Annotated in this window: 17 protein-coding genes; 9 read left to right on the top strand and 8 right to left on the bottom strand. The window is 66.9% G+C overall.

The annotated features are described in order from the left end of the window. Positions 1 to 108 precede the first annotated feature (108 nt). Positions 109 to 309, top strand: coding sequence for a (2Fe-2S)-binding protein (locus PW843_10775; protein MDE1147087.1), 201 nt, complete (start codon positions 109 to 111; stop codon positions 307 to 309). A 75-nt stretch (positions 310 to 384) separates the two neighbouring features. Here PW843_10775 and PW843_10780 read toward each other — a convergent pair whose 3' ends face one another. Together PW843_10780 and PW843_10785 are read right to left on the bottom strand one after the other, a co-directional pair. After that, the gene (locus PW843_10780; protein MDE1147088.1) at positions 385 to 696 is read right to left on the bottom strand and encodes a DUF5076 domain-containing protein; all 312 of its coding nucleotides are present in this window, start codon (positions 694 to 696) and stop codon (positions 385 to 387) included. Between the two features lie 53 nt (positions 697 to 749). Further along, a complete protein-coding gene (locus PW843_10785) occupies positions 750 to 3,059 on the bottom strand; it encodes a S9 family peptidase (protein MDE1147089.1) in 2,310 nt (769 codons plus the stop codon). A 291-nt stretch (positions 3,060 to 3,350) separates the two neighbouring features. Here PW843_10785 and PW843_10790 point away from each other — a divergent pair, with 291 nt between their 5' ends. The 3 genes from PW843_10790 to PW843_10800 all read left to right on the top strand — a co-directional run bounded on the left by PW843_10790 (position 3,351) and on the right by PW843_10800 (position 7,559). Beyond that, a complete protein-coding gene (locus tag PW843_10790; protein ID MDE1147090.1) occupies positions 3,351 to 4,019 on the top strand; it encodes a response regulator transcription factor in 669 nt (222 codons plus the stop codon). Positions 4,020 to 4,279: 260 nt separating this feature from the next. Further along, positions 4,280 to 4,684 (top strand): response regulator, encoded by a 405-nt coding sequence (locus PW843_10795; GenBank protein ID MDE1147091.1) that lies wholly within the window; start codon positions 4,280 to 4,282, stop codon positions 4,682 to 4,684. Further along, on the top strand, positions 4,668 to 7,559 hold the full coding sequence (locus PW843_10800; GenBank protein MDE1147092.1) for a response regulator: 2,892 nt from the start codon (positions 4,668 to 4,670) through the stop codon (positions 7,557 to 7,559). The genes PW843_10795 and PW843_10800 overlap by 17 nt, the downstream gene beginning before the upstream one ends. A gap of 200 nt (positions 7,560 to 7,759) precedes the next feature. Here PW843_10800 and PW843_10805 read toward each other — a convergent pair whose 3' ends face one another. Together PW843_10805 and PW843_10810 are read right to left on the bottom strand one after the other, a co-directional pair. Continuing rightward, positions 7,760 to 8,887 carry a PAS domain-containing sensor histidine kinase gene (locus PW843_10805; protein MDE1147093.1) on the bottom strand — a complete coding sequence of 376 codons (1,128 nt, stop codon included), beginning with the start codon at positions 8,885 to 8,887 and terminating at the stop codon, positions 7,760 to 7,762. A 275-nt stretch (positions 8,888 to 9,162) separates the two neighbouring features. Then, entirely contained in the window at positions 9,163 to 10,497 is a 1,335-nt protein-coding gene (locus tag PW843_10810) for a porin (GenBank protein MDE1147094.1), read from the bottom strand. A 702-nt stretch (positions 10,498 to 11,199) separates the two neighbouring features. Between PW843_10810 and PW843_10815 the strand changes: the two genes are divergently transcribed. From PW843_10815 to PW843_10825, 3 genes are all read left to right on the top strand, one after another. Further along, complete coding sequence (locus tag PW843_10815) at positions 11,200 to 12,576, top strand: ammonium transporter (GenBank protein ID MDE1147095.1); 1,377 nt, start codon at positions 11,200 to 11,202, stop codon at positions 12,574 to 12,576. Between the two features lie 189 nt (positions 12,577 to 12,765). Beyond that, a complete protein-coding gene (locus tag PW843_10820; protein ID MDE1147096.1) occupies positions 12,766 to 13,104 on the top strand; it encodes a P-II family nitrogen regulator in 339 nt (112 codons plus the stop codon). A gap of 345 nt (positions 13,105 to 13,449) precedes the next feature. Beyond that, positions 13,450 to 15,021, top strand: a complete 1,572-nt coding sequence (locus tag PW843_10825; protein ID MDE1147097.1) for a peptidase S10 — start codon at positions 13,450 to 13,452, stop codon at positions 15,019 to 15,021. A gap of 210 nt (positions 15,022 to 15,231) precedes the next feature. On the opposite strand, the gene PW843_10830 is transcribed toward PW843_10825, so the two are convergent. From PW843_10830 to PW843_10845, 4 genes are all read right to left on the bottom strand, one after another. Beyond that, positions 15,232 to 15,723 carry a hypothetical protein gene (locus PW843_10830; GenBank protein MDE1147098.1) on the bottom strand — a complete coding sequence of 164 codons (492 nt, stop codon included), beginning with the start codon at positions 15,721 to 15,723 and terminating at the stop codon, positions 15,232 to 15,234. Positions 15,724 to 15,782: 59 nt separating this feature from the next. Beyond that, positions 15,783 to 18,746: a TonB-dependent receptor gene (locus PW843_10835; protein ID MDE1147099.1), complete on the bottom strand. Its 2,964-nt coding sequence runs from the start codon at positions 18,744 to 18,746 to the stop codon at positions 15,783 to 15,785. 428 nt (positions 18,747 to 19,174) lie between these two features. Continuing rightward, positions 19,175 to 20,005 (bottom strand): methyltransferase, encoded by an 831-nt coding sequence (locus PW843_10840; protein ID MDE1147100.1) that lies wholly within the window; start codon positions 20,003 to 20,005, stop codon positions 19,175 to 19,177. Positions 20,006 to 20,025: 20 nt separating this feature from the next. After that, a complete protein-coding gene (locus PW843_10845; GenBank protein MDE1147101.1) occupies positions 20,026 to 20,943 on the bottom strand; it encodes a LysR substrate-binding domain-containing protein in 918 nt (305 codons plus the stop codon). Positions 20,944 to 21,110: 167 nt separating this feature from the next. Here PW843_10845 and PW843_10850 point away from each other — a divergent pair, with 167 nt between their 5' ends. Further along, positions 21,111 to 21,362 carry a hypothetical protein gene (locus PW843_10850; protein MDE1147102.1) on the top strand — a complete coding sequence of 84 codons (252 nt, stop codon included), beginning with the start codon at positions 21,111 to 21,113 and terminating at the stop codon, positions 21,360 to 21,362. Positions 21,363 to 21,646: 284 nt separating this feature from the next. Then, complete coding sequence (locus tag PW843_10855; GenBank protein ID MDE1147103.1) at positions 21,647 to 21,781, top strand: hypothetical protein; 135 nt, start codon at positions 21,647 to 21,649, stop codon at positions 21,779 to 21,781. The last annotated feature ends 1 nt before the right edge of the window (position 21,782 follow it).

The following is a 21,782-nucleotide window of genomic DNA, read 5'->3' on the forward strand; positions in this document are numbered from 1 at the left end:
TCACCGTGACCCCACCCATACGCGAATGCCTCGCAGAATCACGATTGCCAATGCGAACGCTTCTCAGTATTTTGGGCATCAGTCTCGCGATGGGTGGATGCCTACTCCATGTATGTCTGTGTCTGTAACGCGATCAACTGCCGTACCGTCCGTAGCCATGTCGGCGCGGGGGCGCAGAGCGTGGGGGCGGTGTTCAAGGCCCAGGGGTGCTCGCCCCGCTGCGGCCGCTGCTTCGACACGATGCGTGAGATGATCCAGGAAGGCCAGCCGGCCAATACCTCCGAGGCGGTGATGGTGGCGGCGGAATAAACGCCCCCGTTCCAGCCCGCTCCCAAAGGAAAAGCCACCGACCCTGCCGGATCGGCGGCTTTGTTTTTTTCAGCCTCAGTGCCGCCGGACGAAGCCGCCCGTCACGGGTGGCGGGACTTTGTCCAGTTCGGCGTTGAAGCGCCGGCGGATGCCCTCCAGCGTCTCGGCGGCGTCCAGGCCGTATCCTGTCTCCAGGGCATGGGCCAAATGGCGGGCGACGCCGGCCAGGATGGTGCCCCAGGCCCCATCCTCCGGAATGGCACCACCCTCCTGGTACATCCCGATCTTCATGGCGCAGTGGAGTTCCTGGCCCGCGATCCACACCCGCAGCATCTCCACGGCATCGGGGTCGTGCAGGGCGGCGTCGGGGATGGGGCGTTCGTTCATCGTGGCCTCTTCAATGGACCGCCGGGGACGCGGGCCCCCGGCGGTCGCGGTCCTTACGGCGCCCCGCCCACCGTCACGGCACCGGGGCTGCCCGCCGGCCGCAGGGTGCGGTCGAAGAAGTCCAGCATGGTGTCGTAGCGGTGGATGTTGGCGTACAGGTCGTAGAAGCCGTGCCGCTGGCCGGGATAGGTCATCAGGTCGAACTGCGTGCCCTGCTGCTGCAATGCCCGGATCAGCTTGGTGGTGTTGTCGAAGAAGACGTTGTCGTCCGCCATGCCGTGGATGACCATCAGGCGGCCCTTGATGTTCTTCAAATCCTTGAAGACGCTGCTGTCGTCATAGGCGGGTCCCTGCGCCGGGTCGCCCAGGTAGCGTTCGGTGTAGGCGGTGTCGTACAGGCGCCAGTCGGTCACCGGCGCGCCGGCCGCACCGGCCGCGAACACGCCCGGCGCCCGGGTCAGCATGATGACGGTCATGAAGCCGCCATGGCTGTGCCCGTAGAAGCCGACATGGTCACCATCGACGAAGGGCAGGGACTTCAGGTAGGTCGCCCCCTTCACCTGGTCCGCCACCTCGACCGAGCCGAAATGATGATAGGTCGCCGACAGGAAAGCCTGGCCCCGGTGCGGCGTGCCCCGGTTGTCCAGCACCATGACGACGTAGCCGCGCCGCGCCAGCACCTGGTTGAAGCCTGACTGGGCGTCGCCCCAGGCGTGGTTGACCAGGGCCGCCGCCGGGCCGCCATAGGCGTTCATGATGGCGGGGTACTTGCGGCCCTGCTTCGCCGCCTCACGCGCGCCGGGCGGCACCAGCATCATGTAGTGCAGGTCGCTGCCGTCGTCGGCCTTCAGAACGCCGAATTCCGGCTGGATCTCGGTCGCCAGGTAGGGGGCGAAGGGATGGCCGGCATCCAGCTTGTTCTCGATGATCCAGGTGACCAGCTTGCCGTCGCCGTCCACCACCGACAGCTGCGGCGGCTGGTGGGGGCCGGAGAAGCTGTGCAGCCAGTTGCTGCCCTTCTTGGCCATGGTGATGCCGTGCCAGCCGTCCTCGGTGGTCAGGGCCGTCACCTCGCCGTTGCCCAGGCGCACGCTGTAGACATGGTGGTCCAGCGGGCCCTCGCGGAAGCCGGTGAAGAAGACGCGGCCGCTGGCCTCGTCCACGCCGGCCACGCTGTCGACCATCCAGTCGCCCTTGGTCAGCTGGCGGCAGCGGGCGGCGTCATGGTCGCACAGGAACAGATGCTCGAAGCCTGTGCGTTCCGAACCCCAGACGAAGCTGCCGCTCTTCAGCGGCCGGATGTCCTCGTTCAGGTTCAGGAAGGTCTTGCTCTGCTCCGTCAGCAGCACGTGGCCGGCGCCGCTGGCCGGGTTGACGGCCAGCAGGTCCAGCCGTTTCTGGTCGCGGGTCAGGCGCTGTACCAGCATTTCCGAGCTGTCGCGGCGCCAGTCCACCCGCGCCAGGTACAGGCCGGCGGGATCGCCCAGATCCACGTTCGATACCTTGCCGGTGGCCAATTCCATGACGTGCAGCGTCACCCTGGCGTTGGGGCCGCCGGCGAAGGGATAACGCTGCGGCACCACGGTCACGCCCTCCGCACCGTAGTCATAGCGGCTGACCAGCGGCACGCTGGACTCGTCCACGCGGGTGTAGGCGACGTAGCGGGCGTCGGGCGACCACCAGTAGCCGGTGTTGCGCTTCAGCTCCTCCTGCGCCACGAACTCCGCCGTGCCGTAGGACAGGGCGCCGGCGCCGTCCTGGGTCAGGGCGCGTTCCTTTCCCTGGTCCAGGTCATAGACGTACAGGTTGTTGCCGCGGACATAGGACACCAGGCGCCCGCCCGGCGCGAAACGCGCGTCGATGGCGGCGTCCTTGGTAGCGGCGCTGTCGGTGATGCGGCGCGGCGTGCTCCCGGGTGTCAGGACGAAGACGTCGCCCGACATGGGGAAAAGCAGGGTGCGCCCCTCCTCATCCCAAGAATAGTCGACGATGCCGGTATCGCGGATGCGCTGGCGCTCGCGGCGGCCACGCTCCTCCTCGCTTTCCTTGGCGCTGAACTGGTTGCTGTCGACCAGCAGGCGATGTTCGCCCTTCTGGATGTCGTAGGCCCACAGGTCGGTCTTGTTGGCGTCGTCGGCCTTGGCCTTCAGGTAGGTCACCAGGTTCCCGTCGGGGGAGAACTTCACCCCGCGCGCCCGGGGGCCGTTCAGCGACGGGCTGCCCAGCATGCGCTCCACCGTCAGCTGGGGGGCGCCGGCATCCTGCGCCAGGGCGGCCCCGGCGCCCATCAGCGTGCCGACCAGACCCGCCGCCAGGCCGGCCCTCACCAAGCGCGACGTCAGGCCACGCAGCATCATTCCCATCTTTACTCTCCCCCGGCGGCGCGCTTTTGGCCCGTGCCCCCGATCTCGGGTTCAAACTGTGGCCGGCACGGTATCGAAGGGCGTATCGCCTGTAAACGCCGCTGGCCTTCGGACGCGGGAAGGCCACCTGCGACGGTTTGGCCCCGCCGCTTCGGACCCTACCGTTTCGAAGATGTTGTTTTGGCGACAGCGGGGGCGGAGTATGGGCCCAGAGGCGACGCGCCGGGACAAGGCGCGCGGGGGCGGACCGATCGATGGGGGAATTGAACCAAGCCGTGGGGGGTCTTGAGGGTGGAGCTTGCGGGGAATAGGCCGGTACGGGTGCTGGTGGCCGACGATCACCCGATGTACCGGGACGCGCTGGAACTGTACCTGATGCGCGACTGGCCGGAGGCCACGCTGGTTTCCATCGGCTCGCTGGAGGAACTGGACGCCCTGGCGGCCCAGACGGACGGCGGGGCCGATTTCGACCTGATCGTCATGGACTGGCAATTGCCGGGGGGTGAGGGCGGGGCCGGGCTGGACCGGCTGGACGCCGCCGGCATCGACGCGCCCGTCGCCGTGGTCACGGGCCATGAGGACATCGCCGTCGCGCGTGAGGCGCTGACCCGCGGCGCCTGCGCCTTCCTGCCCAAGACCCTGCCCAGCGTGGCGCTGGTGCAGATGCTGAAGGTGGTGGCCTTCGGCGGCACGGTGGTGCCGGCCGACGTGGCCCTGCGCATGGCCGGCGCCCTGGCGCCCGTGCTGCCGTCGCAGGACAATGGCGGCCTGCTGACGGATCGCGAACGCGAGGTGCTGTCCCACCTGGCCGGTGGTGCCACCAACAAGGAAATCGGGCGCATCCTGGATTTGCAGGAGGTGACGATCAAGCTGCACACCCGCCGCATCCTGCGCAAGCTGGGCGCCAAGAACCGGGTGGAGGCCGTGACCAAGGCCCGCGACATGGGGTTGTTGGTTTGAGTTTCCCCAAACGCCGGCAGGCCCGTCCGTCAGGCATCCTTAAGTATATGAAATAACAGGGGCGCGCCGGGCTGATCGGCGGCGGGCGCGGGGCATGGCACGCATGCCGTCGCGTGGGATATCGGCGGCACTATCCCCGCTATCCCTCTTCCCCGGCGCGATAGCCTTCGCGAAGGATGCGGGGGCGAACGGTTGGGGTGTTAATGCGGTTTGAACCTGTCCCTCTTCCGACCGCCGCATCACCCCCGAAAGCTATCCCGATGAGCGCCATCCTGATCGTCGACGACAACGCCTATTTCCGCGACTATCTCTGCGAGGCGGTGCGGCGCTTGGGGGGTACCCCGATCATGGCGGCCTCGGCCCGCGAGGGCCTGCAGGTGCTGGCGTCCCAATCGGTGGACGCCGTCATTTCGGATTTGTTGATGCCGGAGATGGATGGGTTGGAACTGGCCAGGGAAATTCGGACCATGTACCCGGACATGCCCCTGCTGATGCTGAGCGACGGGCCGGAGGGCATCACCGCCCCCTGCCTGCGCGCCGCCCAGCTGATCTATGGCGCCGCCATTTCGGAAAAAAGCCGGGGCGGCTTAAGCGCCACGCTGGCGGAATTCCTGGACGTGCCGGGTGTCCTGCCGGGGAAGGAGGCGCGTGAGCCTGCCGCCTAGCGCGCTGGCCTCGCGGGCCAGCGTCACCACCCGCCTGCTGATGGTTCTGGTGCCGCTGGTGCTGCTGGCGGCCTTCGGCACCGCTTTCGTCGCGATGCGGGTCAGCCGGACGGTGGTGGAGCGCTTCGCGATCGACTACGGCCAGGATCTGGCCAACAAACAGGCGGGTGAGATCGCCGCCATCACCCGGGAAAAGATCGCCTTCGTCGAGGGCCTGTCCCGCCAGGTGGAATCCATGGTGGCCACCGGCACCCGGGACCGCCGGCTGGTGGCCGAATACATCCGGCGCACGACGCTGGCCCATCCCAACATGGTGGGCTTCTGGTTCCTGGCGGAACCGGACTTCATGGGCGCCGACCGCGATTTCATGGACCGTGACGGCAAGGACGGCGAACCCGTCCTGGGCCTGCCCGGCACCGGCCGCTTCGCGACATACTATGTGTCGGACGAGGGCACGGCCAAGCCGGGGGAAGTCCGTCCCGACTTCTACCACGACGAATATTACACCCGGCCGGCGGAGACGCGGACGCGCCAGGCCATCCCCCCCTATCTTTACACCGTGCTGGGCCGCCCGGTCTGGATGATCTCCTACACCCTGCCGGTGATCGTCGATGGCCGGCTGGTGGGCGTGGCCGGCACCGACCTGTCGCTGGAACAGCGCGCGGCGGAGCTGGACGCCCGCCGCCCCCTGGGCGGCAGCATCTACATGATCAACCGCGAGGGCAACTGGACCTACCACCCCGACCATACCCTGCTGGCCACCAAGGCCACGGTGGGCGACGGGCCGCAGTTCCAGCTGAGCCCGGATGAACTGGCCAAGGTTCTGGCGGTCCGGCCCTATGAGGTTGAACGGCTGGACACCGCCGGCCGCCGCATCCGCCGCTATGCCGTGCCCATGACCTTCTTCGACGGCGACAACCGCCGCGTCCTGCTGCTGGACGTGCCGGTGGAGGAATTGAGCGCGCCCTTCGCCGGCATCGGCACGGCCATCGTGCTGACCGCCCTGCTGGCGGGTGCGCTGATCAGCCTGGTGCTGGTGGTCATCGTGCGGGCGCTGGTGGGGGCGCCCCTGTCGCGCATGGCGCTGGCCATCGGCCGGCTGGAGGGGAACCTCCCCGGGGGTCCCGGGACCGACACCATGCCCGACATTGGCCGGGGCGATGAATTCGGCGGCATCGCCCGCACACTGGACCGTTTCCGCGGCGCCCTGGCGGAGCGCGACCGCCTGCGCGCCCAGCTGGAGGAACGCACGGGCGAGTTGGAGCGCATGCTGGGCGGCGTGGCGGCGGCCAAGGACGCCATCGTGCTGTTCGACCGCGACTATCGCGTGCTGTTCGCCAACCCGGCGGCCATCGGGATGCTGGGCGCGCCGGACGCGGCGGCCGTGATCGGCCGGCTGTGGCCGGACTGCCTGACCCCGGAAACCAATGCGATGGCGGCCGAGGGCCGGGCCCGGCGGCGCGCCGACCTGGACAGCACCGGCTATTCCCACATGGTGGCGGAAGGTTGGGCCAGCATCTGGGGCCGCACCGCCGAGGTGTATGAGACCACGCTGAACCTGCGGCCCAACGGCGACATCGTCATGGTGTTGCGCGACATCTCCGCCCTGCGGCGGGCGGCGCGGGAGCGCGAGGGACTGCAGCACCAGGTGCTGCAGCAGGACAAGATGGAGGCCATCGGCCGGCTGGCCGGCGGCGTCGCCCACGATTTCAACAACCTGCTGGGCGCCATGCTGGGCTATGTGGAGTTCCTGCTGGACGACCTGGACCCGCAGGACCGGGCGCACAGCTACGTGGCGCGCATCGCCGCCGTGGGCCGGCGGGCCAAGGATCTGGTGGGCCAGATCCTGACCTTCGCCCGCTCCGACAAGGGGGAATTCCAGGCGGTGTCGCCGGTGGCGGTGGTGGAGGATGCACGCGGCATCCTGCGCTCCGCCGTGCCGGCCACCACCGAGATGGTTTTCCAGATCGCGGGCTCCGTGCCCAACGTCCGCGCCAATCCCACCCAGCTGGTCCAGATCCTGATGAACCTGGTGATCAACGCCCACGACGCGCGGCGGGCGGACAGCGGGCGCATCCACATCCGTCTGTTCCCGGGGCCGGTCCCGGAGGATACGCGCGGTCGGGACGGCGGTCCGGAAGGGACCCAAACGGACGGCTGGGCGGAAGTGGTGGCCCTGCCGTTCGACACCGTGCGCCCGCACGTGGTGCTGGAGGTGGAGGATGAGGGCCACGGCATGTCGGCCGAGGTCATGGCCCGGCTGTTCGAACCCTTCTTCACCACCAAGGGCAAGGGCCGGGGCACCGGCCTTGGCATGCCGGTGGTCTATGGCATCGTCAAGGCCCATGGCGGCGGCCTGACCGTGATGGCCCGTGAGGGTGCCGGCAGCCTGCTGCGCGTCATCCTGCCCGTGGGGGGGCCGGTCTCCGCGCCGGTGCCGGGCCTGGCAGCCGGTTCGTCGGCGGCACCCCGGCTGGTACCGCCCCGCCGCCTGCGCATCCTGGTGGTGGACGACGCGGCGGAGATGGGCGACATGCTGCTGGAAGGGCTGTCGCGCCGGGGGCATGAGGTCGCCATCTGCGAAACCCCGGCCGAGGCGCTGGAGGTGTTCGAGGAAAATCCCCGGGCCTTCGACGCCGTGGTCAGCGACCAGACCATGCCCGGCATGACCGGCATGGCCCTGATCGCCCTGCTGAAGACGCGGCGTCCGGACCTGCCTTGCGTGCTCTACACCGGCTATAGCGAGCGCTCCGACGAAAAGGCGGTGCTGGCCGCCGGCGCCGATGCCTTCTTCCTGAAGCCCGTGGTGGTGGAGCGCCTGGCCGCGAAGGTGGAGACGCTGTGCGCCGTGGGTCGTGATGCGCGCGACCTTTGATCGGGACCGATCAAAGGTCGCCCCTCAGGCGGCGGGCGGGCGCATCCGCGCCCTTACCTGATCCTCGATTTCCAGTCCGCCTTCGGCTCCCCAGAAATCTCCGGCGGCCCCGGTCGGGGCCTACAGCGGCATGAGGGAAGTCTCATGCCGCTGTTTCGTGGCGGTGAACCTGCTCGCGGACAGTCTCACGCGGCATGAATTCAGACCACGGCCCGTGCCGGCAGGCGCAAGGTGGCGACCGTGCCGTTCAACAGCGAACTCGCCAGGTCCAGTTGCCCGCCCAGCATGCAGGCGATGCTCTGCGCGATGGGCAGGCCCAGGCCCAGGCCCTGCTGGCGGGTGCGGGCCTGCAGGATGACGCTGCCGAAGGGGATGGAGGCCGCCCGCAATTCCTCATCCGACATGCCGCCGCCCTGGTCGATGACGCGCAGGATGACGCCGTCGGCGCGCTGGCCGATCTCCACCACCACCGGCCGGTCCAGGGGGGCATGGGCCAGCGCGTTGGTCAGCAGTTCGCTGAGCGCGCGGCCCAGCAGGTTGCCGTCCACCTCCAGCACGCAGGGTGCCGTCGTCTCATCGTCATGGCGGACGCGCACCCGTTTCTCCCGGTCGCTGCCCAGCTGGCGCACGGTGCGGGCGATGAAGGGCTCAAGCTCGATCAGTTGCACTTCCGTCGGGGTGGAACCGGAGGCCAGGCGGGTATAGTCCAGCAGGCGGTTGATGGTGCGCAACAGCCGGTTGCCGGCGCTGGTGATCTCCCGCAGGTAATCGTCGCGTTCCGCGCCCTCGTCCTGGTCCAGCTGGGCGATCAGGTCGCCGAAGCCCAGGATGGCGTGCAGGGGGGTGCGCAACTCGTGCGTCACCAGGCCCAGGAAGCGTTCCTTGGCCTCGTTGGCGCGCTGGGCCTTCTCATTGGCGGCGCGCAGCGCCTGCTCCGCCTCCTTGCGGGTGGTGATCTCCTCCACCGTGCCCTCGTAATAGAGGGGCTGGCCGCCGGCGTCGCGCACCTCGCGGCAGTTCTCCGAAATCCAGATGATGGTGCCGTCGCGCCGGCGGATGCGGGATTCGAAACCCTGGATGACGCCGCGCTCCCGCATCTCGGCCACGAAGGCCTCGCGCCGGCCGGCATCGACATACAGCTGCGCCCCGATGTCGGTCAGGGCGCCCAGCATCTCCTCCCGGCATTCATAGCCGTACAGCCGGGCCAGGGCGGGGTTGGCATCCAGATAGCGGCCGTCGATGGTGGTCTGGAACAGGCCCCAGGGCGCCTGCTCGAACAGGCGGCGATAGCGGTCCTCGGGGTGGGCGGCGTCGCCCGGCTCATTCACGCCCCCTGGGACGCCTCCCGGGACGCCCCCCGGTTCATTGGCGGGTGGGGGCAGGGCGTGCTCGGCGCGCAAAGGTATGGGGAAACTCGTCACCTGCCTGCCTCCACCGGCCCGGCTGCGGACCGCCCCCAAAGATCTCGGTTCATCAAAGGGTTCTGAAAACGAAAAATCGGCGCCGGTGGCTATCCAGCGCCGTGCCCAAATAGTTCTGTCGGTGAGCGGACGGTTCCAAAGGAAAACCGATGAAACCGCCCCCCACCGTCATAGTAGCCGGTTTAGCCGCCGAAGGGCAGGATCAAATCAAGGCCGAAGGTGACCTGGTCATCCTTGCTCAGGTTGTCGTAGGCGTTGTGGTTGGCCTTGTCATAGCGCACTTCCGGCCGGATGGTCAGGCCGTCCACCACGCCCAGGTCCGCCGGCTTCCAGGTGACGCCGAAGGTCAGCTCGGCATAGCTGGTGCCGACGCCGGGGCCGATGGCGCCGATCTCCAGCGGCTGGCCCTTTTCCAGGAAGACGAAGTCGCGGTTGCCGGGGAAGGCCGCCACGAAGAAGCCGTGGCCGTCCCGCCAGTACTCGGCGCGCAGGTTGGCGGTCAGTTCCGGCGTCAGGGCGTAGCTGACGTATTGGGCGATGCCGCCGCCATCGACGTTGAACAGATCGTCCTTGATGTAGTTCAGCTCGGTGATCAGCGTCAGCTCGTCCGTCGCCTTGAAGGTGGCGGTGATGTCGTTGATCCAGCGGTTCTCGTTGTTGGCGTCGGCGTAGCCCAGCGGTTCCTTCAGGCTGGGGTTTTCCGGGCCCACGTGGGTCAGGGCCAGCACCGTGAACTTGCCGTCGAACAGGTTCAGGCCCAGGCCGAAGATGCCGGCCGCGGCGCTGTTGTTGTCGCCGTCGCTGAAGGTCGTATTGGTGCCGCTGTCGATGCCGCCATAGAGGTCGACCTCGGGCGTCAGGTGCAGGGTCGCCAGGGCGCCGCTGTGCTTCAGCGGCAGGCCGAAGTTGAAGATGTAGGAATGGCTGTAGAACAGGTTGCTGGGGGCGGAGATGACCTCGGCGCCCAGGGGGGTGGAATAGGCGCCCACCTTCAGGTCCAGGCCGCCGGCGCCGATGTTGGGGAAGTGCAGGATGACGTTGGCTTCCACCAGGTCCAGCTGCGTGCGTTCCTTGATGCCGGTGTCGAAGATGCCCAGGAAGTGGGTGTAGCGGGCGTCGGTGCCGTACATGGCCTGGACCTTGAAGCCCCAGTCGAAGCCTTCGGCCTTGGGGTCCAGGTCCTTGGAGATGGTGCCCACCAGCTGGTTCAGGACCAGCTGGTTGGTCTTGTCGGTGAACAGTTGCCCGAAGTTGGTGCCGCCGGTGGGGCCGTCGCTGTTGAAGGTGGCGCCGGCCTCGACGTAAGCCGACCACTTGATGCCGGGCGGAGGGGTGTCGGCGGCGGCGGGGGTTTCATCCGCCAGGGCCGGGGTGGCGACGGCCGACAGTCCAACCATCAGGCCGATCGCGGCCGCGGCCGTGGCCGCCAACAGGAAGGCCTTGGTGGCCCGCCGGCGCGGGGCCGGCGCTTGGGCGGCGAACGGATAGCGGACTTCAATCTCCCGTACTGAGGCCATTTGTTATTCTCCGTGAGGCTTGTTGTTTTATGTGCGCAATGACTGCGTATTGCGATGCAGCAAGATCGATGCCAGTGGACGTTGTTTGCCCCAAAAACAGGCAAGCCGGCTCATGGCCGCAGTCTACAACCTAAGAGGGGCTGTTTGTCGCAGGATGGAGATTTCGGCGACAAAAGGTTGATTTGCCGGGGTTAAGCCCTAAGGGGCCGGACTCGGCGATGCAAAGTTGTAAATATGCCGGCCGGCGGTGAAACTGGTTTCCATAAGTTGTGAGATGTCGGGCGAAATTGAAAAAATATGCACAAAATTTACGCTCAAACCGAAATTGTCTATTCCGTCCGCTAGGCGGACATGCAACCCATGCGGTCAGTCTGTTGAAACAGCTTCAAAATATCCTGAAACCGGAGGCTGCGGCATTGCCTAAATAAAAGGCAACTAGTGGGTTGAGCCCTTCCCCGGCATTAAAACCGTGCGTTTTTTTTAACCTTTCGGCAATAAACGGCCACCGCTGGCCTATTGGCGGTAACCCCAGCGTTCCCGCCATCCCGCGACCTTTCACAACTCCGGCACGAAGTTTGAAAGGGTTGAGGGTTGGCTGATGGCCGGACCGGTCCTGCGGGGGCAGACCCCGGGGCCCGGAACCGGCTTTAATGAACGGGAATGGGGAGCCAGATGAACCGTTTGCTTGGGAACATACTTCGAATGGCGGCAATGGCGCTGGCCGGGCTGGCGCCCGCGCTGGCCTTCGCACAGGACGCCGCGGCACCCGCCGCTGCGGCCGCCGCCGCCGCGCCGGCATCGCCGATCAGCGGTGGTGACACCGCCTGGATGCTGACGTCCACGGCGCTGGTGCTGTTGATGACCATCCCCGGCCTGGCGCTGTTCTACGGCGGCATGGTGCGGAAGTTCAACGTGCTGACCATCGTGATGCAGAGCTTCGCCATCACCTGCCTGGTGACGGTGCTGTGGGCGCTGGTGGAATACAGCCTGGCCTTCACGGCGGCCAGCGACGCGGCCGATGCCAAGGAGTTCATCGGCGGATTCAGCCGTATCCTGCTGGCCGGCATGGACCCGGCCGGGACCCATCCGCTGGCCGGGACGATCCCCGAGCCGGTGTTCATGATGTACCAGATGACCTTCGCGATCATCACGCCGGCGCTGATCACCGGCGCCTTCGCCGATCGCATGAAGTTCTCGGCCCTGCTGGTCTTCATCACCTTGTGGTCGCTGGTCGTCTACGCGCCCATCGCCCACACCGTCTGGCACCCCAACGGCTATCTGGCCAAGCTGGGCGTGCTGGACTTCGCCGGCGGCACCGTGGTGCACATCAACGCCGGCGTGGCCGGCCTGGTGGCCTGCCTGGTCATCGGCAAGCGCAAGGGTTATCCCAACGCCGACTTCAGCCCGCACAACCTGGTGCTGAGCCTGATCGGCGCCTCCTTGCTGTGGGTGGGCTGGTTCGGCTTCAACGCCGGTTCGGCCGTGACTGCCGGTCCGCGCGCCGGCATGGCCATGACCGTGACCCAGGTCGCCACCGCCGCCGCCGCCCTGTCGTGGGTGTTCGTCGAGTGGGCGGTGAAGGGCAAGCCGTCGGTGCTGGGCATCATCTCCGGCGCCGTCGCCGGCCTGGTGGCCATCACGCCGGCGGCCGGCTTCGTCGATACCGTTGGCGCCTTCGCCATCGGCATCGCCGTCGGCATCATCTGCTTCTTCTCCGCCACCTCGCTGAAGAAGTTGCTGGGGTATGACGACAGCCTGGACGCCTTTGGCGTGCATGGCATCGGCGGCATCGTCGGCGCCGTGCTGACGGGCGTCTTCGCCAAGATCGCGATCGCCAACAGCGAAGGCGCCTTCGCCGCCACCCTGAAGGACGACCCCACCGCCAAGCTGGGTCTGCTGGAAGGCAATGCCGGCCAGGTGCTGATCCAGCTGGAAGGCATCGCCTTCACTGTTGTCTGGTGCGGCGTCATCACCTTCGTGCTGCTGAAGATCATCGACCTGGTGATCGGGCTGCGCGTCGATGAGGAAACCGAGCGTGACGGCCTGGACATCGCCCTGCACGGCGAGTCCATCCACTAAGCCCGGTGCCATGAGGCTGGTCCACCCGGGGGGCCTATCCCTAAGGGCCTGAAGTATAAAGGGTCCGAAGGGAATACCCTGGGGGGAACTTAAAGTCGGCCGGTGATGTTATAAACTGATCCGGCCGACAGGCTCCTCGGGCGACCAGGACTATCCAATCCCAGGAATCTCCAATCAGGGAGTGGTCTGATGAAGTTCATTATCGCGGTGATCAAGCCGTTCAAGCTGGATGAGGTGCGTGACGCCCTGACCGGCTTGGGTGTTCAGGGCCTGACCGTGACCGAGGTCAAGGGCTACGGCCGCCAGAAGGGCCAGACCGAGATCTATCGCGGCGCCGAATACGCCGTCAGTTTCCTGCCCAAGATGAAGATCGAGGTCGCTGTGCCCGACGACATCGCCGACAAGGCGGTGGAGGCCATCCAGGCCGCCGCCAACACCGGGAAGATCGGCGACGGCAAGATCTTCGTCCTGGAACTGGCCCAGGCGGTGCGTATCCGCACGGGTGAGGTCGACGCCGACGCCCTGTAAGGGGCGGGATTTTCCGGCCCTGCCGATGCCCGGGGCCCACCCCGACAGCTTCCCGAACGGGGTGGCAACGGGGTGGCTTTGCGCCCGGCGGAACGGGTGGTCGAATGACCAATGAAACAGGGCGGTGATCCCGGCGACGGGCGCCGCCCTGTTTTTTTGCGTCTCGGGAACCGCGCGGGGCAGGTGATTATAACCCCGGTTAAAACTTTTATCCGGGCGCCTTTTGTTTTGGATATTTGATATTCTCCCCGCCCATCGGGCCGCCCCCACCGGGGCCGGCCGGGGATAGGGGAGCGGGGCCCCATTCCTGGCCGCAGGCCCGGGCAATGAAGAATGGGGGTCTTTATGACGAAAAGGCGTTGGGGACTGCTGGTGGCCGCGGTGTTGACCGTGACCGTGCCGGCGGTCCTGTCCTCGGCCGTGATGGGCACCGCACAGGAGAAGAAGGACGACAAGCGTCCGGAGCAGGACCACAAGGACGGCGACAAGAAGCCGGTGGAGGCGCCCAAGCGCGTGTCGGTCGACCGCTCCGGCACCTTCAACGGCAAGCGGGTCGATTACACCGTCACGGCGGGTGAGACCTTCCTGAAGGACGACAAGGGCGACGCGGTCGCCAGCATCTTCTCCGTCGCCTATACCAAGAAGGGCGCCAGCCCCGGCACCCGTCCGGTGACCTTCCTTTATAATGGCGGCCCCGGTTCCGCCAGCCTGTGGATCCACATGGGCGTGTTTGGCCCGAAGCGCGTGGTGATCCCGGCCGATGCCGAGAACCCGGGCCCGCCCCCCTATCCCATCGTCGACAACATCTATTCCATCCTCGACGTGACCGACCTGGTGTTCATCGACCCGGTCGCCACCGGTTACAGCCACGCCATCGGCAAGGGCGAGGAGAAGGACTTCCTGGGCGTGAAGGAGGATGCGAAGTCCATCGCCCAGTTCGTGCGCCTGTGGCTGGGCGACAACAAGCGCTGGAACAGCCCCAAGTTCTTAGGCGGTGAAAGCTACGGCGGCATCCGCACTGGCTCCATGCTGCCGGAACTGAACGGCACCACCTCCACCGTGTCGCTGAACGGCCTGATCCTGATCTCCCCGGCCATGGACTACACCTCGCTGACCTTCGCGCGGGGCAATCTGGTGCCGTACTGGTCCTTCCTGCCCAGCTACGCCGCCACCGCCTGGTACCATAAGAAGGTCCAGGACACGTCCATGGGCTTCGACAAGTTCCTGGCCGACGCCCGCCAGTTCGCGGCGACGGAGTACGCCTCCGCCCTCATCCAGGGCAACCGCCTGACGCCGGAACAGCACAAGGACGTGGTGGCCAAGCTGGCCCACTTCACCGGCCTGACCCCGGCCTTCATCGAGCAGTCAAACCTGAAGATCCAGGATCACCGCTTCATGAAGGAACTGCTGCGGGACGAGGGCAAGTCCATCGGCCGCATCGACGGCCGCTATCTGGGCGACGACTACGACAGTTCCGGCGACCGGCCGGACGTCGATCCTTCGCTCAACGGCATGAGCGGGGCGTTCAGCGCGGTGGTGAACACCTATTTCCGCAATGATTTGGGCCTGGACATGGGCCGGGAATACAAGGTCCTCGGTTCCCTCTACCGCCGCTGGAACTACAACCAGGGTGAGGGTGGCGAGCCCTATCGCGGCACCGACGTCGGCCCGCTGGTGGGCGACGCCATGCGCCAGAACAAGGGCCTCAAGGCCTTCATCGCCATGGGCTATTACGACCTGGCCACGCCGTTCTTCCATACGGAGAACAGCCTGAACAGCGCCGGCGTGCCCACCAACCGGGTGTCGTTCAACTACTACCCCGGCGGGCACATGATGTACGTGCAGCCCCAGGCCATCGAGAAGCTGACCCAGGACATCCGCAAGTTCATCGTGTCGGCCAGCCCGGCACAAAACTGACGCGTACGGCCGCTGATCGTGAACGATCAGCGGCCCCCTCAAGCGGCGGGCGGCCACATCCGTGGCCTTGCCTTATCCTCGCTTTCCAGTCCGCCTGCGGCTCCCCGGAAAGCTCCGGCGGACGCCGTCGCGTCCTACAGCGGCTCATGCCGCTGGAGCAACAGGGCTCAATCCGAATGGCGGGCGGGAAGGCGACTTTCCGCCCGTCTCTCACCGCTCCCGCACCACGCTCAGGCTGTAGGACAGGTCGCCCACCTGCAGCTGATAGCCCATGCCCAGCATGGAATGGGACACGATGGCGACGTCGCCGTCCTTCAGATGGATGCGCGCACTTTCCTGGGATCGCCAGACCTGGCCGTTTTCCAGGACGAAGGTGGGGCGGCCACCGGCGTCCAGGCGCATGGACGTGATCCGCGATTGGATGGTGTCCACTGTCGGTACCGGTGGTGGCGCCTCATGCTTGCCGAAGTCGGCCTCCGTCCGGTCGCCGCCGGCGAACAGGCCGCCGAACCAGGACTCCCCGGCCTTCTTCATCTCCGCCTCCAGGCTGTCGCTGCTGCGGTCGAAGCAGGCCAGGCGCTGGTCGCGGTCGGCGATCTTCTTGCACGCCACCACGTCGGTCGCGGCGGTGGTGGTCGCACCGGCCGGCACGGCGGTCACCAGCAGGGCCGACAGCAGCATCAGGGGAAAACGACGGATCATCACGTCATCCATGAAGGGGAAGGGTGCCCGGCCCCACCGGAACCGGGCACCCGCCTGGATCAGAACTTCACCGTCGTGCCGACGAAGAAGGTGCGGCCGACGATGTCATACGAACCGCCCGCGCCGGTGGTGACCGGGAAGGTGCCGAACGCGCCGCCCTGGTACGAACCCTGGTACAGGTAGGGCACGGTCGGGGGCATCTTGTCCGCCAGGTTGTTGATGCCGCCGAAGACGGTGATGTTGCGCCAGCGGTACCGGGCCGAGATGTCGTGATACCAGTAGGTCGGGATCACGTTGAAATCGGTCAGGCTGGCCGCCTGGTTGGGGAAGGTCTGGGATTCGCCGATGAAGCGGCTGGTCCAGGTGACCGCCAGGTTGTTCCAGTCCCACACGCCCCGGAAGGTGCCCTTCAGGTGCGGGTAGCCGACGGTGCCGGCGCGGTACAGCTTGTTCTCCGCATGCGCCGGATCCTGGATGATGATGCTCTCGGGCACCCAGGTGCCGTCGAAGCCCAGGTTCAGGCCGCCGGCGTCACGCAGGCCCACCTGCTCCAGGTCGAAGGCGTAACTGACGCCCACGTCCAGGCCGCGCACCACTTCCTTGCCGATGTTGATGGTGTTGCCGACGATGGTGGCGATGGACCCGTCGGCCCGCCGGTTGATCAGGCCGCACTGCGCGGTGGCGCTGAGGTCGTAGCAGTTGGCCAGGATGGAGTTGGAGGTCAGCGCCGCTTGGCCCTGGGTGATCTTGACCAGCCAATAGTCGGCGGTCAGGTTCAGCCCCGGAACGAAGGTCGGCGTGAAGACGGCGCCGGCCGTCAGGGTGCGGCCGATCTCGGGCTTCAGGTTGGGGTTGCCGCCCGTGCGGGTGGACGGGTTGCCGAAGTCGGTGGACTTGTACCCGGTCGGAACCACCTTGCCGCAATTGGCGGCGCGGGTGGCGTTGGCGTTGATGTTCTCGATGGAGCAGGGATCGCTGACGCCCAGGTAGTTGTCGCCGGCGGGTGAGAACAGATCGTCGATGTTGGGGGCGCGCACGGCGCGGGCGATGCCGCCGCGCAGCTTCACATCGTCGTTGACCGCCCAGCCGGCCTGGACGTTCCAGGTGCTGGCGGGGCCGGAGGTGGAATAGTCGGAATACCGATAGGCCAGGTCCAAATCCACCGCCTTGGCCAGCGGCACGTCGCGCAGGACCGGCACGCTCAACTCACCATACCATTCGCTGGTGTGGTAGGCGCCGGAGACGGAGCCGTTCTGGTTGCCGTAGATGTAGCCGGAGGGCTGGTTCTGCAGGAAGTCGGTCTTGTCCACCGACTCTTCCTTCCGGTACTCGAAGCCGGCGGCGAAGCTGACCGGGGCCACGGTGCCGCTGAACAGCGCCGGGAACTTGAACAGGTCGCCGTTCAGGTTGAAGGCCGCGTCGTGCTGCTGCAGCGTCGCGATTTCCTTGGTGTAGGTGAAGGCGTAGTTCTTCTGTGCTGCGGTCAGCGGCCCGACCACGAAGGGGTTGATGGGCACGCAGCCGTTGGCCCGGGCGGTGGTGTCGCGGCAGACGATGCTGCCGTCGGCCAGCTTCACCGCGTCCAGCTGCTGGTTGTACAGGCTGACGACGCGGTCGCTGTTAACCAGGGTGGTGTGGTTGCGGCCGTAATCGTAATAGGCTTCATAGTGCCAGCCGTTGGTGAACTCACCATTCAGGCCGAACACGCCGCGCATCACCTCATACTCGTAGCTGTATTCGCGCGGGCCGTACCAGTCCTCGTTCAGGCGTGTCATGGTGAAGCTGCTGAGGCCGTCGGCGGTCAGCAGCGTCTTCAGGTCCGACGGCAGATAGGCGTTGTCGGCCTGGATGGTCATGGCGCCGGTGCCCGACACGCCGTTGAAGCCGGTGGGCGGGGTGCCCGTGCTGTTCGACATGGGCGAGGACCGGCTGGTGCCCCGGCTGTTGGAATACTTCAGGTCGCTGAAGAAGTTCAGGGTCTCGATGGGGCCCAGGTCATTGGCCAGCTGATAGTTGACCAGCGTGTCGGCGACCTGGCGCAGGTTGGGCGTGCGCAGGGTGAAATACTGCGACGTGTTCACGCCGTCGCCGCCCACCGACACGGTGTCGCCGGCACTGGTCGGGCTGGTCGGCTTGTTGTAGACGGTGCCGCGATCGAAGGGGATCAGGCCCGAGCCGTCGGGCTTGAAGGTCAGGCTGTACTGCGGGTGGGCCGCGTCCAGGTACGTCCGGATGACGGGCGCGCCGCTGGCGGCGATGACCGAGGACCGGGTGGGCGCGATGGTGATGCGGCTGGGCGTGCCGCCGGCCACCGGATTGGCGATCAGCGAATAATTGTACAGCGCCTCCGGCCGGTCGCGGCCGTACAGGCCCAGGTCGTGGTTGTAGTCGAAGGCGAAGGTGATGTTGCCCCTGCCGCCGTCGAAATTGTGGCCGATGATGGCGTTGACGTCGGTGGACTGGAAGCCGTCGCCCTGCGACCAGTTGTGCTGGATGGTGGCCTCGGCCCCTTCGTAGTTCTTCTTCAGGATGACGTTGACGACACCGCCCACGGCGTCGGCGCCATAAACGGCGGAGGTGCCGCCGGTCACGACCTCGATACGTTCCACCAGCGACGGCGGGATGCTGTTCATATCGACCAGCGAGGTGCCGCCCGACCCGTTGCGGCCCGACAGCGAGCCCACGTGCCGCTTGCCGTCCACCAGGGTCAGGGTGCGGTATTCACCCAGGCCGCGCAGGTTGGCGAAGTTCACGCCGGCGCCGTTGATGAACCGCGCGCTGGTCGACGGGCCCATGTCGTTCTGGGTCTGCGGCAGCTGGCTCAGCACGTCGATGGTGGAGGTCAGGCCGGTGGCCTGGATGGTTTCGGCGTTGATGACCTGGACGGGGGTGGGCTGCGTCAGGTTGGGGCGCGCGATGCGCGAGCCGGTGACGACGATCTCTTCCAGCGCGTCATCGGCGGCGGCGACCTGCTTCTGCTCCTGCGCCTGGGCAACGGTGGCAGTGGCAACGCTCAGCGCCATCAAGGTGCCCGCAGCAATGCCTTGTCGCCACGCCTGGCGGCGGGCGTTAATGGAAATCTCCCTCATGCCTCTCCTCAATCACTTCTGTTTTGATCGTTCCGGCCGCTGTGCGCCCGGGCCTCTCTGCATCGCGTGCAGAATTGCGATCATTAGCATTTGCAGAAGTGCAACTGAGTAAGGGGGCTTTTTGTAACGCCGCGCTTCAACCGGTGGGTGTGGGAAATTTACCACAATCTTTGTAATGGCAGAAAAGTGACAGCATCAAAAAATGAAACGATGTTTCCTAAGGCCTATGACCTTAGGCTGCGACAAACTGTTCATTGCCCGATCAGATGATGGTTTGACGGGGTACCACCCGACTCACCAACCGCGTGGGGGACGCGGCCGGCGGGCCGGGATTACGCGACGAAGCCGTTCGTAAACAGCTTCTATTTTAGGGGTTTGCGGAACTTCAGCACGAAGTTGTCGGCCTCGCCCACTGCCAGGTACTTGTCCCTGTCCTGGTCCTTCAGCGCCAGCGACGGCGGCAGGGTCCATACGCCCTTTGGCCAATCCTTGGTGTCCTTGGGGTTGGCGTCGATCTCCGATGTGGCCACCAGTTCGAAGCCGGCTTTGCGGGCCAGGGCGATGGCGTAATCCTGGCGGACGTAACCGTTGGTTGCCTTCGGATCCTGGGGCTGGGCCTCGCTGGCGCGGTGGTCCTCAATGCCCAGGATGCCGCCGGGCTTCAGCGCGCGGAAGAAGGCGGCCATGGCCTCGTCCGCGTAACCTTCCTCCATCCAGTTGTGCAGGTTGCGGAAGGTCACCACCAGGTCGGCGCTGCCCGGCGGGGCGATGTCCAGGTGGCCCTTGCCGAATTCCGTCACCTTGACCTTGCCGAAGCGGGCGGGGTCGCTCGCCAGCTTGGCGTCGAAGGTGGCGTTGTCGCGGTTGGCCTCGGCATCGTCGGTGCCACGCGGGGCGCCGGCGGCGTAATAGGTGCCGTGGTCGGCCAAGTAAGGCGCCAGGATCTCCGTCCAATAGCCGCCGGACGGGCTGATCTCCACCACCGTCTGCTTGGGGGCCAGTCCGAAGAAGGCCAGTTCCTCCGCCGGGTGGCGGGCGCCGTCGCGCGCCACGAACTTCGGCGTGCGGGTGGGTGCCGCCACGGCCTGCGCCAATGCCGCGTCCGGCGGCGCGTCGGCCGCGTGGGCGCCGGTGATGGCCAGGCCCAGCAGGCCGGACAGGATGGTCGTACGCAGGATGGCGCGTGGGCGCATGGGCGTGTCTCTCCTCAAGGTTATTGCCGCTGGGGCGCCAGCAGATGGTCGGCCAGCAGTTTGGCGAAGCGGGGCAGATGGCTGTTGCCGCGGGTGCAGACCTTCAGGTCGCGCTCCGCCCAGGCGTCGGCCAAGGCGACGCAGCGGATGTCCATGGTGCGGGCCGCCCGCCGGGCCGTCGTCTCCGGCACGATGCCGATGCCGACGTTCCCTTCCACCAGGCGGCAGATGGCGTCGAAACTGCGCAGTTGCACCCGCAGGCGGATGCGCCGCCCGGCGCGGGCCGCCCGTTCCGACAGGAAGCGTTGCAGGGCGGACGCCCGATCCAGCCCGACGAAGTCGTGGTCCAGCACCTCGGCGAAGGTGACGGTGTCGCGCTGGCCGTCGGGATGGCGCGCCGGATCCACCAGCGGGTGGCCGGGGGCGGCCACCAGGACGAAGCGGTCGCGGCGGAAGGGATGGGTCTCGAGATCTCCCGTCTCCACCGTGCCGGCGACGATGCCGATGTCGCCGGTGCCGTCGGCGATGGCGGCCACGATCTCATCGCTCAGCCGCTCCTCCACATCCACCGTCACCAGCGGATGGGCGGTCAGGAAGCCGCCCAGCAGTTCGGGCAGGAATTCGGTCAGCGCGTTGGTGTTGCACAGGATGCGCACCGTGCCCGCCGCCCCGCCGGCATAGACGCCCAGATCCTCCCGCAGGCGGTCGGCCTGGTCCAGGATGGTGCGGGCATGGGCCAGCAGGGCGCGGCCCGCCGGCGTGGGCGTCACCCCGTGCCGTCCCCGGTCCAGCAGGGTGGCGCCCAGCGACACCTCCATATTGCGGATGCGGGTGCTGGCCGCCGCCAGCGCCAGGTGCGCCCGTTCCGCCCCCCAGGTGATGCTGCCGGCCTCCACCACATGGCGGAACAGGGCAAGGTCGGTCAGGTCGAATTGCATGGGGGGCGCATCCTTCGCCGTTGGCGAAGGCAGACTGCGCGCATTACGCATTGTTGCCAAGGGCACGCTTTGCCAATCTTCGCCCGGGACGGAGGGTCGCCGCATCGGCCCTTCGTCCCGGGGCCGGCGCGCCGCCCCCCAAAACACACCCTTTGAAAGAAACCGCCATGACCGGCCGCCCCGTGCGCGCCGCCGGCGCGCCTGAACGCGCGCTGCCGGCCCTGACCCTGCTCGCCCTCATCCTGCTGCCGCTGGCCGTCGCCCTGATCCATCCGCGCCCGGCGGAGGTCGCCGTGGATGCCCAGGGCCGGACTTGCGTCGTGATGCACCTGCAGCAGCCCGACCCTGACCAGTTGCCGCCCACGGTGGTGGCCCGTCCCGGCGCACCCTCCTTCGGGCCGGACGCCTATGGCGACTGAGCGACGCGCCTGCGATGTTTTGACGCATGTCGCACATCCTCGACCCTGCGGCTGCACCCGTTGCCCCATCGGGCATCGCCAGGATTTCCGCCGCCCTGCGCGGATACCGGGCACCCTGCGCGGTCAGGTTGTGATGTGTGAATAATAACAAAATAAATCGGTAAATATAAATTATTCACATTGACAGGATGTCGCGCGGACGGAACCGTATCGCCTTCGGATAGGGCGGCCGCCAGCGGGGATCGTGCGGTGGACCGCCGAAATACTGAAGTCGGGGGAATACCATGTCAGGTGATGTAGAAAAGAACGGGGGCGGGGCTGTGCCCCGCTGGCTGAACCTGGACGTGCTGTCCGTGGTGGCGGCCATGGCCCTGGTGCTGTTGGCCAAGTCGGGCGTCCTGCCCGCCATTCCGTGGTGAG

The sequence above is a fragment of the Azospirillaceae bacterium genome (genome assembly GCA_028283825.1).
Lineage (GTDB): Bacteria > Pseudomonadota > Alphaproteobacteria > Azospirillales > Azospirillaceae > Nitrospirillum.

What these genes read in the sequence shown, in the direction of transcription:
- PW843_10775 (MDE1147087.1), top strand. Translation starts at nt 109, where the DNA reads ATGTATGTCTGTGTCTGTAACGCGATCAACTGCCGTACCGTCCGTAGC.
- PW843_10780 (MDE1147088.1), bottom strand. Translation starts at nt 696, where the DNA reads ATGAACGAACGCCCCATCCCCGACGCCGCCCTGCACGACCCCGATGCC.
- PW843_10785 (MDE1147089.1), bottom strand. Translation starts at nt 3,059, where the DNA reads ATGGGAATGATGCTGCGTGGCCTGACGTCGCGCTTGGTGAGGGCCGGC.
- PW843_10795 (MDE1147091.1), top strand. Translation starts at nt 4,280, where the DNA reads ATGAGCGCCATCCTGATCGTCGACGACAACGCCTATTTCCGCGACTAT.
- PW843_10810 (MDE1147094.1), bottom strand. Translation starts at nt 10,497, where the DNA reads ATGGCCTCAGTACGGGAGATTGAAGTCCGCTATCCGTTCGCCGCCCAA.
- PW843_10815 (MDE1147095.1), top strand. Translation starts at nt 11,200, where the DNA reads ATGGCGGCAATGGCGCTGGCCGGGCTGGCGCCCGCGCTGGCCTTCGCA.
- PW843_10820 (MDE1147096.1), top strand. Translation starts at nt 12,766, where the DNA reads ATGAAGTTCATTATCGCGGTGATCAAGCCGTTCAAGCTGGATGAGGTG.
- PW843_10825 (MDE1147097.1), top strand. Translation starts at nt 13,450, where the DNA reads ATGACGAAAAGGCGTTGGGGACTGCTGGTGGCCGCGGTGTTGACCGTG.
- PW843_10830 (MDE1147098.1), bottom strand. Translation starts at nt 15,723, where the DNA reads ATGATCCGTCGTTTTCCCCTGATGCTGCTGTCGGCCCTGCTGGTGACC.
- PW843_10835 (MDE1147099.1), bottom strand. Translation starts at nt 18,746, where the DNA reads ATGGCGCTGAGCGTTGCCACTGCCACCGTTGCCCAGGCGCAGGAGCAG.
- PW843_10840 (MDE1147100.1), bottom strand. Translation starts at nt 20,005, where the DNA reads ATGCGCCCACGCGCCATCCTGCGTACGACCATCCTGTCCGGCCTGCTG.
- PW843_10845 (MDE1147101.1), bottom strand. Translation starts at nt 20,943, where the DNA reads ATGCAATTCGACCTGACCGACCTTGCCCTGTTCCGCCATGTGGTGGAG.
- PW843_10850 (MDE1147102.1), top strand. Translation starts at nt 21,111, where the DNA reads ATGACCGGCCGCCCCGTGCGCGCCGCCGGCGCGCCTGAACGCGCGCTG.
- PW843_10855 (MDE1147103.1), top strand. Translation starts at nt 21,647, where the DNA reads ATGTCAGGTGATGTAGAAAAGAACGGGGGCGGGGCTGTGCCCCGCTGG.